Source organism: Arthrobacter sp. P1_B4 (assembly GCF_056406555.1).
On record NZ_JBFTZW010000069.1, the window covers coordinates 1 to 16320 of the forward strand.

At 68.2% G+C, this 16320-nt stretch carries 12 protein-coding genes and 1 pseudogene; all 13 read left to right on the forward strand.

The annotated features are described in order from the left end of the window. A pseudogene (locus AC1D1W_RS16265) lies at window positions 1–91 on the forward strand (division/cell wall cluster transcriptional repressor MraZ); the annotation flags it as partial. A gap of 225 nt (window positions 92–316) precedes the next feature. Further along, window positions 317–1315, forward strand: a complete 999-nt coding sequence (rsmH, locus tag AC1D1W_RS16270) for a 16S rRNA (cytosine(1402)-N(4))-methyltransferase RsmH (protein WP_476944226.1) — start codon at window positions 317–319, stop codon at window positions 1313–1315. Continuing rightward, window positions 1312–1986, forward strand: coding sequence for a cell division protein FtsL (gene ftsL / locus AC1D1W_RS16275; protein WP_476944227.1), 675 nt, complete (start codon window positions 1312–1314; stop codon window positions 1984–1986). Before rsmH ends, ftsL begins: the two co-directional genes overlap by 4 nt. Window positions 1987–2027: 41 nt before the next feature. Continuing rightward, window positions 2028–3830 carry a peptidoglycan D,D-transpeptidase FtsI family protein gene (locus AC1D1W_RS16280; RefSeq protein WP_243179529.1) on the forward strand — a complete coding sequence of 601 codons (1803 nt, stop codon included), beginning with the start codon at window positions 2028–2030 and terminating at the stop codon, window positions 3828–3830. Between the two features lie 195 nt (window positions 3831–4025). After that, the gene (locus AC1D1W_RS16285) at window positions 4026–5687 is read left to right on the forward strand and encodes a UDP-N-acetylmuramoyl-L-alanyl-D-glutamate--2,6-diaminopimelate ligase (RefSeq protein WP_476944228.1); all 1662 of its coding nucleotides are present in this window, start codon (window positions 4026–4028) and stop codon (window positions 5685–5687) included. 6 nt (window positions 5688–5693) lie between these two features. Beyond that, window positions 5694–7271 (forward strand): UDP-N-acetylmuramoyl-tripeptide--D-alanyl-D-alanine ligase, encoded by a 1578-nt coding sequence (locus tag AC1D1W_RS16290; RefSeq protein ID WP_476944229.1) that lies wholly within the window; start codon window positions 5694–5696, stop codon window positions 7269–7271. Further along, window positions 7268–8377, forward strand: a complete 1110-nt coding sequence (mraY, locus tag AC1D1W_RS16295; protein WP_028275881.1) for a phospho-N-acetylmuramoyl-pentapeptide-transferase — start codon at window positions 7268–7270, stop codon at window positions 8375–8377. The genes AC1D1W_RS16290 and mraY overlap by 4 nt, the downstream gene beginning before the upstream one ends. Beyond that, window positions 8359–9960, forward strand: a complete 1602-nt coding sequence (gene murD, locus AC1D1W_RS16300; RefSeq protein WP_476944230.1) for a UDP-N-acetylmuramoyl-L-alanine--D-glutamate ligase — start codon at window positions 8359–8361, stop codon at window positions 9958–9960. Before mraY ends, murD begins: the two co-directional genes overlap by 19 nt. Before the next feature lie 2 nt (window positions 9961–9962). Further along, entirely contained in the window at window positions 9963–11492 is a 1530-nt protein-coding gene (gene ftsW / locus AC1D1W_RS16305) for a putative lipid II flippase FtsW (RefSeq protein ID WP_243179525.1), read from the forward strand. Between the two features lie 10 nt (window positions 11493–11502). Then, entirely contained in the window at window positions 11503–12705 is a 1203-nt protein-coding gene (gene murG / locus AC1D1W_RS16310) for an undecaprenyldiphospho-muramoylpentapeptide beta-N-acetylglucosaminyltransferase (protein WP_243179524.1), read from the forward strand. A gap of 4 nt (window positions 12706–12709) precedes the next feature. Then, a complete protein-coding gene (gene murC / locus AC1D1W_RS16315; RefSeq protein ID WP_243179523.1) occupies window positions 12710–14110 on the forward strand; it encodes a UDP-N-acetylmuramate--L-alanine ligase in 1401 nt (466 codons plus the stop codon). Then, window positions 14103–15032 carry a cell division protein FtsQ/DivIB gene (locus AC1D1W_RS16320; protein ID WP_243179522.1) on the forward strand — a complete coding sequence of 310 codons (930 nt, stop codon included), beginning with the start codon at window positions 14103–14105 and terminating at the stop codon, window positions 15030–15032. The genes murC and AC1D1W_RS16320 overlap by 8 nt, the downstream gene beginning before the upstream one ends. 254 nt (window positions 15033–15286) lie before the next feature. Continuing rightward, window positions 15287–16320 (forward strand): cell division protein FtsZ (ftsZ, locus tag AC1D1W_RS16325; RefSeq protein ID WP_476944231.1); only part of this gene is annotated, 1034 nt, incomplete at its 3' end.

The following is a 16320-nucleotide window of genomic DNA, read 5'->3' on the forward strand; positions in this document are numbered from 1 at the left end:
GATCTGGGACGCCCAGGCCTGGAATGAGTACCTGGCCGAAAAGGAAACCGCCTTCTCGGAAACAGACGACGCCATCCCGGGGATTCTCTGAACCCCCACTGATCCACCAGCAAACAACGTTCCTTGATCGAGATCTCCAGCCGCCCATCCGGTTGTTGTCCTGGCTCACTTCCCCGGAGCCAGGCCGGCGCAGGATAGGCGCGGATGGGGATCTGGACCAAGGAACGTTGCGTAAGAGCAGTACCAAGCAATCCGCAACCAGCAAAGCGCAACCAGCAAAGCTCAAAGCAAACAAGGCCAACGAAAGGACGAAGGCATGACGGATCCCGACCAGGCGAAGCCGACGTCCGAACGCCATGTACCGGTCCTCAAGGACCGGTGCATCAATTTGTTGGCCCCCGGCCTCGAGGCCGCACGGAGCCGCGGTGAGACCCCCGTGGTGATCGACGCGACGCTCGGCATGGGCGGACACTCCGAGGCCCTCCTGCAGCGCTTCCCGGACCTTCACCTGATCGGCATCGACCGCGACGAGGAGGCCCTGGCACTGGCGGGGGCCCGGCTGGCGCCCTTCGAGAACCGGACCGACCTCGTTCACGCCGTCTACGACGAAATCCCGGACGTCCTCGAAGACCTGGGCTTCACCGAAGTCCACGGTGTGCTCATGGACCTCGGCGTATCGTCGCTCCAGCTGGACGAGCGGGAACGCGGCTTCGCCTACTCCTTCGACGCGCCCCTGGACATGCGGATGGACACCAGCCGGGGCCAGACGGCCGCCGACGTCGTCAATAACTACAGCGAAGAAGAACTCGTCCGGATCATCCGGAAGTGGGGCGAAGAGAAGTTCGCCGGCCGCATCGCGAACAGGATCGTGGCCGCGCGCGCCGAAAAGCCCTTCACCACCACCGGCGAACTGGTCGAGCAGATCCGGGCCGTGGTGCCCGCCGGTGCCGCCAAATCCGGCGGCCACCCCGCGAAGCGCACTTTCCAGGCGCTCCGGATCGAGGTCAACGAGGAACTGGACGTCCTCGAGCGCGCCATCCCGGCAGCGATCGAGGCCATCGCCCTCGGCGGCCGCGTGGTGGTCATGTCCTACCACTCCCTGGAAGACAAGATCGTCAAGGGCTTCTTCCAGGCCGGATCGAAGTCCTCGGCGCCGCTCGGCTTCCCGGTCGAGCTCGAAGAGCACAAAGCCGAACTCAAAACCCTGACAAAGGGCACCGAGGTACCCACCGCCGCTGAAATCGCCGAAAACCCCCGCGCAGCTTCCGCCCGGCTGCGCGCCGTCGAACGCATCAAAGCCAGGAGAGCCGCATGAGCACCGCCGCCGTCAACAGCTACCCCGTTGCCCAGGGCGCCACTGCCCGTGCCCTGCCCGGCCTCGACCAGCCCCGCAAGGCACGCACCCCGCTGTCGGTGGTCCGCTCCGTGCCGCGCAAGCGCCGCGCACCGTTCGTGGTGCTCTGCTTCGGACTCCTGGCGATTGCCCTTATGGCCGTGCTGGTCCTGAACATCTCCGTCTCCTCCGCCCAGTACCAGCTGGTCCAGCTCCGCAGTGAACAGACCACACTGACCAAGCAGAACCAGGACCTCACCCAGCAGGTGCAGAACTTCGACGCCCCGCAGAACCTGGCGGCCAAGGCCACGGAGCTGGGCATGGTGGCTTCGGTCGCCAAGGGCCAGATCGACCTCTCCACCCTCAATGTCACCGGTAAGGCCAAGCCGGCCGTCAAGGGTGATGCCCCGGGCGCCGTCATCGCTGCACCGGCCGTCGCCGGGCAGCTCACGGTGGTCCCGCCGGCCACGGAGAACGAACCTCTCGCCCAGCGCAAGGCGGCGGACACCAAGCCGGCAGACACCAAACCGGCGGAGACAGACAAGGCGCCGGGAGCTGTGAAGCCCGCACCCGCACCGAAACCCGCCGCCCGCGCCGTGGAACTCCACGGCGGCTCGGTTCCGGCCCCCGCACAGAAGACGCCGGGGCAGTAACGTTCACTGACCACCAGCAAGGCAAGCAGCAAGGACTCACCGTGGCGAAGAACTCCGGCAGGGCAAGCAAGGCGAAAGCCCCAAACCCCACCCGGCGGCTCCGCGTGGGGCTGGGCATCATGCTGGCGCTCCTGCTGGTGGTCGGCGGCAAGCTGTTCATGGTCCAGGGCCTGGACATCGGGGGACTGGCTGAGGCCGCCCTCAACAACCGGCTCACGCCCACCGTGCTGCCCGCGGAGCGCGGCAGCATCCTTGATTCCTCCGGCGCGGTCCTGGCCAGCAGCGTCATCCGCTACAACGTCGTGGTGGACCAGACAGTCAACACCAAGACCGAATCCTTCCGCCGGTTCGAGACCATCAACGGCAAGGACGAACTCGTCAAGGTCACCCGGGACCAGGGCATCTCCGAACTCGCCGCCGTGCTCGGCATGGACCGAGGCACCCTCCGCGATGCCCTGACAGGAACCCAGCGCTACTACATCGTGGCCAAGGACCTGAAGCCGGACATGGAGGACAAGGTGTCCAAGCTGCAGATTCCCGGCATCGTCACCGAAGGCACCAGCAAGCGGGTGTACCCCAACGGCTCCGTGGCCGGCGGAATTGTGGGTTTCCTCAAGGACGGCAGCACCGGACAGGCGGGCCTCGAGCAGACCCAGGACGAGGTACTCAAAGGCACACCGGGCAAGCGGCTGTTTGAAATCGGCGCCGACGGACTGCGCATCCCGGTGGGCGTGGACCAATTGACGCCGGCGGTGAACGGCAAGGACATCAAACTCACGCTGAATTCGGACCTGCAGTACTTTTCCCAGCAGGCCATCCAAAGCCAGAAGGACAAGCTCAGCGCCGAGTGGGGTGTGATTGTGGTCCAGGACGCCAAGACCGGCAACATCGTGGCCATGGCCGATACCGACTCCCCGGATCCGAACGACCCCGGCAAGGTTGCCGCCGAGGACCGCGGGGTCCGGGCCGTCACCGCCGCCTACGAGCCCGGCTCGGTGGAGAAGATGATCACGGCCGCAGCTGCGATCCAGGAAGGAAAGTCCAGCCCGCTGGACAGGTTCACCATTCCACCGACCTACACCGTGGACGGCCAGACCTTCAGCGACGCGTTCGAACACGGCACTGAGCAGCGGACGCTGGCGGGCATTGTCGGCTACTCCATGAACACCGGCACAGTCATGGTGGGCCAGCGACTGAGCAAGGAACAGCGCTATGACTGGCTGCGGAAGTTCGGCATCGGCGATGCCCCCGACATCGGTCTGCCGGCCGAATCCAAGGGCATCCTGACCCCGGCCGACCAATGGGACGGGCGCCAGCAATACACCGTGCTCTTCGGCCAGGGCGTCGCCCAAACCACCCTCCAGACCGTCCGGGCCTACCAAAGCATCGCCAACGACGGCGTGATGCTCCAGCCCCGGCTGATCGACAGCTACATCAACCCGGACGGTGCCGAGGAAAAAGTCCCGGCCAAGGCCCCGCAGCAGGTCGTCTCCAAAGAAACCGCCAAACAGGTCCGCGACATCCTTGAGAGCGCCGTAACCGAGGGTGAGATCAAAGAGGCTGCTATCGACGGGTACCGGGTGGGCGCCAAGACCGGCACATCCGAATCTCCCTGCGACGACGGCAAATCAGGGTTCTGCGGCTATACAGCCTCCATCATCGGAATGGCGCCCATGGACGATCCGCGGTTTATTGTTGAGGTGGTCCTGCAACGGCCCAAGGGAAGCATCTTCGGAATCACCAACGGACCGGTGTTCCGTTCGGTGATGAGCCAGACGCTGCGCACATTCAACGTCCAGCCCTCCACCGGCGAACCCGCGCGGCTGCCGCAGTACGCCAAGTAGCGCCTGTTCCACCTGGCACCCGGAAATCACCAGCCGACGCCACACCAATTGCCTGCGCGCCGGAGCATTTCCGCGTGCGCAGGTCCCGATCTACCAGTGCCCGATTCATTCAGTGCCAGATTTTTCAGTGCCCGATTCATTCAGTGCCCGATTCATTCAGTGCCCGATCCACTAGCACCACAACGGAGATCCACTTTGTCAGAGCTCACCGACCCCGATGCTTCCGCGCCGTCCGGCCATGACTCCACCCAGGGCTTCCGGCCCACTGCGGTTGCCGCAGTGCCGCTGGCAGCCATTGGCGCGGCGATCGGCGTGGCCGTTCCCGGTGCGTCCGGCTCCGTCCAGGTCACCGGGATATCCCTGAACTCCCGGTCGGTCCGCCCGGGAGACCTGTACGTGGCCCTGCCGGGCGCCACACGGCACGGGGCCGACTTCGTGTCGCAGGCCGTCGACGCCGGCGCCGTGGCGGTCCTGACAGACGACGCCGGGGCGCGCCTGGTGGCCCTGGGCCATGACATCGCCGTCCCGGTGTTGCTGGCCCACGAGCCGCGCAGCGTGGTCGGCCGGCTGTCCGCGCTCATCTACCAGAGCAGGCCCGACGGCGCCGGGGCACCGGCCCTCTTCGGGGTGACAGGCACCAACGGCAAGACCACCACCACCTATTTCATCAATGCCCTGCTGCGGGCGCTGGGCAAGCGGACCGGGCTGATCGGGACGATTGAGATCCTGGCCGGCGGGGAGCCGATCCCGAGCCTGCTGACCACGCCCGAATCCACGGATGTGCACGCGCTGCTGGCGCTCATGCGCGAACGCGGGCTCGATGCCGCCTCCATGGAGGTTTCCTCGCACGCCGTGTCCTTCCACCGCGTCGACGGCGTGGTGTTCGACGTCGCCGGCTTCACGAACCTCACCCAGGACCACCTGGACCTGCACGGGACCATGGAGGAATACTTCCAGACCAAAGCCCGGCTGTTCACGCCGGAACGCGCCCGCGCCGCCGTGGTCACCATCGATGATGACTGGGGCCGCAAGCTCGCGGCCACCGCCGAAATCCCGGTCACGACCCTGGCCACGGCCGGGACCGACGGCGCCGGGCCGGCTGACGCCGACGGGACCGCGGACTGGACCGTTGCCCGGACTGCTCCGCGGGGCCTCGGCTCAGACTTCGTCCTCCGGCACCGCGACGGCGCCGAGCTGCGCGTCCACACGGGCCTGCCGGGCGGCTTCAACGTCGCCAATGCAGCGCTGGCCACAGTGATGGTCCTCGCTGGCGGCCACGAGCCGGCCGCGGTGCAGGCCGCCCTCGACGCCGCGGATCCCTTCACCGTCGCCGTGCCCGGCCGGATGCAGCTCGTATCCACGGCACCGGCCGCCGTGGTGGACTTCGCGCACAACCCCGACGCCCTGGCCCGTGCACTCGAAGCCGTCCGGTCCCCGGAACCCGGATCCAAAGTGATCATCGTTTTCGGCGCCACCGGCCAGCGGGACCAAGGCAAACGCCCCGCGATGGGGGCCATCGCGGCGCGGCTGGCGGACACCGTGATTGTCAGCGACGACGATCCCCACGACGAGGACGCGGCAGCCATCCGCGCGGACGTCCTTGCCGGAGCCCTGGCGGCCAAGGACGACGAAGGCCTGAACTGCACAGTCCTGGAAGTCTTCCCGCGCGACGCCGCCATCCTGAAGGCCGTGGAGCTCGCCGGGGCCGGGGACACCATCCTGGTAGCCGGGCGCGGGCACGAGGTCTGGCAGGAAGTCAAGGGAGTCAACCTGGCACTGGATGACCGGGTGGAGCTTCGGAACGCCTTGACAGCACGGGGATTCACCGTTCTCGAAGACCACCGGATAGAGTCCTAAACCGAGATGATTGCATTTACAGCGGCGGAAATCGCCGACATAACCAACGGCCGGCTCGCCGCGGAACCGGGAATTACCCCCGCCTCCGTGGTGACCGACTCCCGCGAGGCCACGGCGGGTTCCCTCTATGTGGCCAAACCGGGGGAGAACGCCGACGGACACGACTTCGTCGGCGCAGCCTTTGACCGGGGCGCCGTATTGGCGCTCGTGGAGCGCGAAGTGGCCGACGCCGCCGGAACGGACTATCCCGCCGTCGTCGTTGAGGACGCTGTCCTCGCCATGGGCGCGCTGGCCGCCGAAGCCGTCCGCCGGATCCGCGCCAGCCGCGCCGCGGCCGGCGCCGCTTTCACCGTGGTTGGCATCACCGGCTCCGCCGGCAAGACCACCACGAAGGACCTGCTCGCCGGAATCTTCACGGCCGCCGGCGCCGAAGGTGCCACAGTTGCACCGCAAGGGTCCTACAACGGCGAGATCGGCGTGCCGCTCACAGTCTTCAAAGCCGACTTCGACACCCGCTACCTCGTCATCGAGATGGGCGCCACGGGCATCGGCCACATCCAATACCTCGCGGACATGGTCCGGCCGGAGATCGGCGTCGTCCTCGGCGTCGGCTCCGCCCACGCCGGCGAGTTCGGCGGCATCGAGAACATCGCGGTCGCCAAGGGCGAACTCGTGGAGGCGCTCCCGGCCGCGGGCACCGCCGTGCTGAACCTGGACGACTCCCGCGTCGCCGCGATGGCCACCCGGACCCGGGCCCGCGTGCTCGGCTACACCTCACGCGCGGCCACCACCGGCCAGGACAACACCATCCAGACCGACGTGGCCCAAGCCGATGTGGTGAGGGCCGCGGATGTGGAACTGAATGCCGACGGCCACCCGGAGTTTGAGCTCTACCTGCCCGCCGACGTGACGGACGGGAAAGCAGAGCAAGGACCAACCCGGCACCACGTCGCCGCCAAGCTGATCGGCGCCCATCACATGGCCAACCTCCTCGCGGCCGCGGCCGCGGCGCACGCGGCCGGCATCCCCGGCGCGCAGATCGCGGCCTCGCTCAGCGCGCAGACCGCCGCCAGCCGCTGGCGGATGGAGCGCACGGAGCGTCCCGACGGCGTGACCGTCATCAACGATGCCTACAACGCCAACCCGGAGTCCATGCGGGCAGCACTGCGGACGCTGGCCGAACTGGGCCACGGCCGCCGCACCTGGGCGGTCCTGGGCGCCATGCTGGAACTGGGCCCGGATTCCATCCGCGAGCACATGGCAGTCGGCACCCAGGTGGTGCGGCTGAACATCTCCCGGCTCGTCGTGGTGGGCCGGGAGGCGCGGTCGCTGTATGTCTCCGCCGTCAACGAAGGCTCCTGGGGCGACGAATGCGTTTTCGCCGAGACGGCGGACGAGGCCTACGAGCTTCTCCAAGCCGAGCTCCAGCCGGGCGACCTGGTCCTGTTCAAGTCTTCGAACGGCATCGGGCTGCGCCACTTGGGGGATCGGATAGCATTACCCCCACATGCCACCCAAGACTCTCCCGAGCGACCTGCTGAGGGAACTGCCGCAACCGCCACAGAAGGGAGTGCACAGCTGTGATTGCACTGCTGATGGGCGCCGGAATGGCGCTGCTCCTCGCGTTTGTGGGCACCCCGCTGTTCATCCGGTTCCTGGTCCGCAAGGGCTACGGACAATTCATCCGGGACGACGGACCCACCTCCCACCACACCAAGCGGGGCACGCCCACAATGGGCGGCACCGTTGTGGTCGTCGCGGTCCTGGTCAGCTACGGGCTCACGCACCTGATCATGTGGATGATGAACCCGCACTCACCGGGGCCAAGCGCCTCCGGGCTTCTCCTGCTCTTCCTCATGGTGGGCATGGGGCTGGTCGGATTCCTGGATGACTTCATCAAGATCTCCAAGCAGCGCAGCCTGGGCCTGGACGCCAAGGCCAAGCTGATCCTCCAGGGCGCTGTTGGCATCATCTTTGCCGTGCTGGCGCTGAACTTCCCGAATGCCGCGGGCCTGACCCCGGCGTCCACCCAGATCTCGCTGGTGCGCGATATTCCGTGGCTTAACCTCGCGTTCGCCGGAACCGTGCTCGGCGCCATCTTGTTTGTGCTGTGGTCCAACCTGATCGTCACGGCCGCGACCAACGGCGTGAACCTCACCGACGGCCTCGACGGCCTGGCCGCCGGCGCTTCCGTCATGGTGTTCGGGGCCTACACGCTCATGGGCATCTGGCAAAGCAACCAGGCCTGCGGATCCCCGAGGCAGGCCGGCAGCGGCTGCTACTCGGTCCGCGACCCTCTGGACCTGGCCCTGCTGGCCGCCATCCTGAGTGCGGCGATGGTCGGCTTCCTGTGGTGGAACACCTCGCCAGCAAAGATCTTCATGGGCGACACCGGCTCCCTAGCCATCGGCGGCGCCGTCGCAGCCTTCGCGATCCTGTCCCGCACTGAACTGCTGCTGGCCTTCATCGGCGGGCTCTTCGTCCTCATCACGCTCTCGGTCATCATCCAGGTGGGCTACTTCAAAATCACCAAGGGCAAACGGTTCTTCAAGATGGCACCGCTCCAGCACCACTTCGAACTCAAGGGCTGGGCCGAAGTCACGGTGGTGGTCCGGTTCTGGATCCTGTCCGGGTTGTTTGTCGCCGCCGGCCTGGGCATCTTCTACGCCGAATGGGTGGTGCTGCTGTGACCGGTCCCATCCCCGCCCCGCTCACCACCTCGCCCCGGCTGCAGGGACTCACCACCTGGGATTCCGACTGGGCCGGCCTGCGCGTCGTGGTCACCGGCATCGGCGTCTCCGGATTCGCCGCCGCCGACACCCTCATTGAACTCGGCGCCCGGGTGGTGGTGGTGGACGCCGCCACCAGCGCCAAGGCGCTGGCCCAGGCCGACACGCTCCGGATCGTCGGCGCCGTGGACGTCCTGCTGGGCGAGGATGCGGTGGAGTCTGTTCCGAAGATCGACGGGCAGAAGCCGGACCTGGTGGTCACGTCCCCGGGCTGGCGCCCGGACCAGGCCCTGCTCGCCGCAGCGGCGCGGGCGCACATTCCGGTGTGGGGCGACGTCGAGCTCGCCTGGCGGCTCCGCGAACGCGAGGGCCGCAAGACCGCCGACTGGCTGGCCATCACCGGCACCAACGGCAAGACCACCACGGTCGGCCTGACCGAGTCCATGCTCCAGGCCGCCGGCCTGAAGGCGATCGCCGTAGGCAACGTCGGAACCCCGATCCTGGACGCCCTGCGCGATCCCGTGGACTACGACGCCTTCGCGGTGGAACTGTCCAGCTTCCAGCTGCACTGGAGCCACTCGGTGTCGCCGGTGGCCAGCGTGTGCCTCAACGTCGCTGAAGACCACGTGGACTGGCACGGCTCCTACGCCTCCTACCTCGCCGACAAGGCCAAGGTCTACGCGAACACGCAGAAGGCCTGCATCTACAACGCCGAGCAGATCGAGACCGAACGCATGGTCGAGGACGCGGACGTGGTGGAAGGCTGCCGGGCCGTGGGATTCACCACACTGACCCCGGCCATCAGCATGCTCGGCGTCGTGGAAGGGCTGCTGGTTGACCGGGCGTTCATCGCCGAACGCAAGGACAGCGCGGCCGAACTCGCCTCGATCGCCGACCTGGGACCGGTGGCGCCGCGCCACATGGTGGCCAACGCGCTGGCAGCCGCTGCCCTGGTCAGGGCCTACGGGGTGGAGCCATCGGCTGTGCGCCAGGGCCTGCTGAACTACCTTCCGGGAGACCACCGGATCCAGCTGGTGGCCCGGCACGACGGTGTGCTGTGGATCAACGATTCCAAAGCCACCAACCCCCACGCCGCCGCCGCCTCGTTGTCCGCATTCCAGAATGTGGTGTGGATCGCGGGAGGCTTGTCCAAGGGCGTGAATTACGACTCCCTGATCCAGGAACAGGGCAGCCGGCTCAAGGCCGTGGTCCTGATCGGCGCGGACTCCAGCGATCTGCAGGCCGCCCTGAAGCGACACGCGCCGGATGTCCCCGTGATCGGGCAGGGCAAGGGCGAGACTGAAGACGTGCAGACTGCCGGTATGGCCAAAGCCGACGCAGGCCCTTCGCCGATTTTCGGCGAGACTGTGATGGCCCAGGCCGTTGCCTCGGCGGCTCAGCTGGCCGCCTCCGGGGACACTGTGCTGCTGGCCCCGGCGGCTGCTTCCATGGACCAGTTCTCTTCCTATGCTCACCGTGGCGATGCCTTCATCGAAGCTGTCCGCGAGCTCGTGGAAGGGCAGGCTCAGACCAGCGAGGAGTAACAATGGTCAGCACGCCCACACGTACGACGGCGGCACGATCCGCCGCAGGCGGGGCCAGCACTGGCACGCCCGCCGGCCGTCCGTCCCCTTCGGCGGCACGGCCAACGGCCGGCGGCCCCGCCGTCACCCCCGCGGCCCGGGTGCGTGCCTGGAGCCGCGGATTCTGGTCCGCGCTGGAAGGCACCGGCAAGTCCCGCAACGGATCCACGTACTACCTGATCCTTGGCTCCACCCTGGCGCTGACTGCGATCGGGATCATGATGGTCCTCTCGGCCTCCAGCGTAGAAGCCATCGCCGCGGGGGAGTCGCCGTACTCGGCCGCCCTCAAACAGGGCGGATTCGCCGCGATTGGCGTCTTCGCGATGCTTGTCCTCTCCCGCGTGAACGTGGTCTGGCTACGGCGCTTCGCCTGGCCGCTCATCTTCCTGGCCATTGCGCTGCTGGGCCTGGTCCTCCTCGTGGGACGCAGCGCGCTGGGCAACCAGAACTGGATCGACGTCGGTCCGTTCACGTTCCAGCCCTCCGAAGCCGCCAAGCTTGCCCTCGCGCTCTGGATGGCCACCGTGCTTGACCGCAAGGCCAAGCTCCTCCACGAATGGCGCCACGCGCTCATTCCGGTCGTGCTCCCGGGCGCCATTGCGGTCCTGGGCCTCATCCTGGCCGGAAACGACCTCGGGACGGCCATGATCGTGATGATCATCGTGGCCGCCGCGCTGTTCTTCGCCGGCGTGCGGCTGTACCTTTTCGGCTTCGCCGGGGCGGTCCTGGCCCTTGGCGCGACGATCCTCGCCGTCACGAGCCCGAACCGGATGTGCCGCATCCTGTCATGGACGGGCCAGACCTGCGCCGACGGCTCCGACCTGAACTACCAGTCCACCAACGGCCTGTACGGGCTCGCATCCGGCGGCTGGTTCGGTGTCGGACTGGGCCAGAGCCGGCAGAAGTACAGCTGGATCCCGGAAGCGCACAACGACTTCATTTTCGCGATCATCGGCGAGGAACTCGGACTGGTCGGCACGATCGTCGTCCTGGTCCTGTTCGCCATCCTCGGCACCGCCATCTACCGCGTGGTCGTCGCCCAGCACGATGTCTTCCACCGCGTCCTGGCCGGCACGATCATGGTCTGGCTGCTGGGCCAAGCCAGCGTCAACATGGCCGTGGTCACCGGGCTGGCACCGGTGATCGGTGTCCCCTTGCCGTTCATTTCCTATGGCGGCTCGGCCCTGCTGATGTCGCTGTGCGCAATCGGCGTCGTCCTGTCCCTGGCCCGGGCCCAGATGGACCCGGGCATGCAGCCGAAGAAGATGCTCAGGTTCGGCCCGGCCGCCTTTGCCAATTCCGTGCGGAGGGCCCGCGCTGCCCGGGCTGCAAGGACTGCCGCCAGCCGGTCCGCCGCCAGCACGGCCTCCAGCCGGTCCGCCGCCCGCACGGCAGCCCGACCCAAAGCCCCCGCAAGTAAGAGCCCCACCAAGGCCCCCGCAAGCAAGAGCCCCGCCAAGAGCCCCGCCACCAAGAACCGTACGAAAGCGTAAACAGCCCTTCATGAACACCGAGTCGCCCTTGTCCGTGGTCCTTGCCGGCGGCGGAACCGCCGGCCATATCAGCCCGCTGCTGGCAATTGCCGGCGCCCTCCGGCAGTCCCACCCCGGAGTGCAGCTTCTGGCTGTCGGGACCCCCGGCGGAATGGAAGCGCGGCTCGTCCCGGCGGCCGGCCTGGACCTTGCCACCATCAGCCGTGTCCCGCTCCCGCGCAAGCCTTCCGCGGATCTGCTCCGGCTGCCGGGCCGGATGGCCGGTGCGGTGAAGCAGGCGGGTTCCATCCTGGACGAGGCCGGCGCCGACGTCCTGGTGGGGGTCGGCGGGTACGTGTGCACACCGATGTACCTCGCTGCCCGGCGCCGGAAGATCCCAATCGTGGTCCACGAGGCCAACACCCGTCCCGGCCTGGCCAACCGTGTCGGCGCAGGCCTCGGCGCCCACGTGGCAGTGGCCTTCGCCGAGACCAAACTGGGCCGCGCCGCCCGGCACGTAGGCATGCCCATGCGCCCCGAAATTTCCGGCCTCGACCGCGCGGCCGCCCGGGCCGGTGCACGGCAGGCGCTCGGCCTGGACGCGGACCGGCCGACGCTCATCGTCACGGGCGGGTCCTCGGGCGCCCAGAGCATCAACCGGTCGCTCGCTGCGGCCGTAGGGGCCCTCGCCGACGCCGGCGTGCAGACCCTGCACATCACCGGCCGCGGCAAGTCCGTCCACGACGCCGACGGCAAACCGCTCGCCGCGCCAGGCTACCGGCAGGTGGAGTACGTCGACGGCATGGAAACCGTCTATGCCGCGGCGGACCTGCTGCTGGCCCGTGCCGGAGCCGCCACGGTCTGCGAGGTGGCCGCCGTGGGCGTGCCTGCCGTTTTCGTGCCCCTGCCCATCGGCAACGGCGAGCAGGCGCTGAACGCCGCGGGCCTGGTCGCCGCGGGAGGCGCATTGATCGTCGATGACAAGGCCTTCTCCGCCGACTGGATCAGCGGGAACATCATTCCCCTGCTGCTGGACACGGACAGGCTGGCCCGGATGGCAGCCAGCGCCGAACAGCTCGGCATCCGCGACGCCGACCGGCGCATGGCCGATCTCATCCTCGACGTCGCGTCTTCGAACGAGCACAGCGGGAATCCGCAGCGTCCGAAACAACCGGGCACGAAACAGCAGCGTCCGAAACAGCAGGGCCCGAACCAGCACGGCAGGAAGCAGTAGAGCAATGACCCAGCCCCAACACGGCACGCATGCCCTGGAATCCCTCGGCCGCGTCCACTTCATCGGCATCGGCGGCGTCGGCATGTCCGCCGTTGCCCGCATCATGGTGGCCCGCGGCATCCCGGTGAGCGGCTCCGACGCCAAGTCGCTGCCCGTCATGGCGGACCTCGCGGCCGCCGGGGCGCGGATCGCCGTCGGCTATGCTCCCGGCAACCTGGGAGACGCCCAGACGGTGGTCGCCGGCTCCGCGATCCGGGCCGACAACCCCGAGCTCGCAGCGGCCCGTGCCGCCGGACTCCCGGTGCTGCACCGCTCCGAGGCGCTGGCCGCCACGATGGCGGATGACACTGTGGTGGCAGTCGCCGGAACGCACGGCAAGTCCACCACGACCTCCATGATCACGGTGCTGCTGCAGGGCGCCGGGCTGGACCCGTCTTTCGCGATCGGCGCTAACGTCCCGGCGCTCGGAGTCAACGCGGCACACGGCACGGCGGGCATCTTCGTCGCCGAGGCCGACGAGTCGGACGGCTCCTTCCTGAATTACCGCCCCACGATCGCCGTGGTGACCAACGTCGAGCCGGACCACCTGGACTTCTACGGCACCGCCGAGGCCGTCTATGCTTCCTTCGACAGCTTCACGGCACTGCTCCCGGCGGACGGCGTCCTGGTGGCGTGCGCTGACGACCCCGGGGCCAGGGCACTGGCCGAGCGCACCCTGGCCCGCGGCAACACCCGCGTGGTGCTTTACGGAACCGCCGCCGACGCCGCCATCCGGCTGCACGACGCGGGACCTGGCCGGATGGGGATCTCGACGACGGCGGGCACGTTCGGCGTCGAACTGCAGGTTCCGGGCCGGCACAACGCACTCAACGCTGCCGCCGCCTTTGCCGTGGCGGTCGAACTCGGCGTCGCGCCCGACACCGCTGCGGCGGCACTGGCCCACTTCTCCGGCGCCTCGCGCCGTTTTGAGTTCAAGGGGGAGGGCCGCGGCGTCCGCGTCTACGACGACTATGCCCACCACCCCACGGAAGTCCGCGCCGCCCTGTCCGCGGCACGTGCCGTCGCCGGGGAGCACAAGGTGCACGTGCTCTTCCAGCCGCACCTGTTTTCCCGAACCCGCGAATTTGCCCGCGAGTTCGCCGAAGCGCTCAACACGGCGGACACGGCCCTGGTCCTGGACATCTATCCTGCCCGCGAGGATCCCATTCCAGGGGTCACCAGCGGGCTGATCGCCGAGCACCTGGGCTCAGGCGGCCGCCTTGTCGGACCCGACGGGGAGGCTGTGCGGGCGCTGCTGGCGGCCGCCGGCCCCGGGGACATCGTGCTGACCGCCGGCGCCGGGGACGTCACGGCCTACGGGCCGCTGATTGTCGAGGCCCTGACGGCCGAGGCCGCCGGTGCCTAGCACCAGGCGCCCCACCTACCGTGGCGGGTCCGGCACTAGCGGGTCCGGCACCGGCGGATCCGGCTCCCGGCCGCCGTCCGCCGGTACTGGCACGGATGTCATTTCTGCGTCCAAGACCGCCACGGACACCGCCGCGGACACCGCCGTCGGCCGGTCCCGCAATCCGCAGAACCCGCAGGGCACCCCGGACAACGGTCCCGGCAAGGTGCTGTCCTTCCCCGAGCCCAAGGGCAAGCGCCGCCGGCGGATCCTGCTGAGCACCATCGGGATCGTGGCTGTGCTGATGGCGGGGATCGTCGCGGCCGCCGTCTACTCGCCGGTGCTGGCCCTGCGCTCGGTCACGGTGGAGGGTACAAAGATGTTGCACCCGGATCAGGTCCAGGCCGCACTCGCGCCCCTTCAGGGCAAGCCGCTGCCGCAGATCAGCGAGGAGGAGGTCACAGCCCTGCTCAAGCCGCTGGTCCAGGTCAAGGACGTCACCGCGAAGGCGCTGCCGCCCGCCACCTTGCAGGTGCACGTCACCGAGCGCATTCCCGTGGCCCTGGTCAAGCAGGGCAAGACCTTCCAGCTGGTGGACGTCGACGGTGTCCAGCTCAGCACCACCGCCGATGCCGCCTCGGTATCGCTGCCGGTGATCGACGGCGGCAGCGGAACGCTGCCGAAGGACCTGTTCCAGGCCATCACGGCGGTCCTGGGGGCCCTGCCGGCGGATGTGCTGGCGCGGCTCTCCAACGCCTCTGCCGCGTCGGCCGACGCCGTCGAACTCAAACTCGTCGACGGGCAGACAATCGTCTGGGGCAACGCGGGGGAGAAGGAGCTGAAGGCACGGGTCCTTTCTGCCCTCCTGAAGGTCCCGGCCGACCCCAAAAACCCGGTGAAGGTCTACGATGTCAGCGTGCCCCGGCACCCTGTCACACGGTAGCCGGCAATCGGATCCGCCGCGGCCGGGTGTCCAGCGGACGTCCAGCTGCCCGCGGGACTACTTACAGGGGCTATTTGCCCGGTATTCGCGCGACACGCCCCGGGCGGTTATTGAATGTCCCCTGCATAGGAAATACCGTCACAGACATGAGTTACTTGACATAACTATAACCTTCAAGTCGAAGGTTAAGGTTCAAAGCTTCAAGCAGGACTCGATCAGTTTTCGCATTAGTACACGAACAAGGGACACGTAACGTGGCAGCTCCGCAGAATTACTTGGCCGTCATCAAGGTCGTCGGCATCGGCGGCGGTGGCGTGAACGCAGTCAACCGCATGATCGAGGTCGGTCTTCGCGGCGTCGAATTCATTGCCATCAACACCGATGCCCAGGCATTGTTGATGAGCGATGCCGACGTCAAGCTCGACGTCGGGCGTGAGCTGACCCGTGGACTCGGTGCTGGCGCGAACCCTGAAGTTGGCCGGCAGGCCGCGGAGGACCACGCCGATGAAATCGAAGAGGTCATCCGGGGCGCAGACATGGTCTTCGTCACCGCCGGCGAAGGCGGCGGAACCGGCACCGGCGGCGCCCCCGTCGTCGCCCGGATCGCCCGGTCCCTTGGTGCCCTGACCATCGGCGTCGTGACGCGCCCCTTCACGTTCGAAGGCCGCCGCCGTGCCGGCTCCGCCGAGGCCGGCATCGACGCCCTGCGCGATGAAGTCGACACCCTGATCGTGATCCCGAACGACCGCCTGCTCTCCATCAGCGACCGCAACGTCTCGGTCCTGGACGCGTTCCGTTCCGCCGACCAGGTCCTGCTCTCCGGTGTCCAGGGCATCACGGACCTCATCACCACCCCCGGCCTGATCAACCTCGACTTCGCCGACGTCAAGTCCGTCATGCAGGGTGCCGGTTCCGCGCTGATGGGCATCGGTTCTGCCCGCGGCGAAGACCGCGCCGTGAAGGCCGCGGAGCTGGCCATCGCCTCCCCGCTGCTGGAAGCATCGATCGACGGCGCGCACGGCGTGCTGCTGTCCATCCAGGGCGGTTCGGACCTTGGCCTCTTCGAAATCAACGAGGCAGCCCGCCTGGTGCAGGAAGTCGCCCACCCGGAGGCCAACATCATCTTCGGTGCCGTGATCGACGACGCCCTCGGCGACGAGGCACGCGTCACCGTCATCGCCGCCGGCTTCGACGACGTCAAGGCGACCTCGCCGTCCATGGACCAGTCCCTGCCGGCCGCGCCGCAGCGGCCCGCGACCGCCGCCCCGGCGCCGGCGCAGGCACCCGC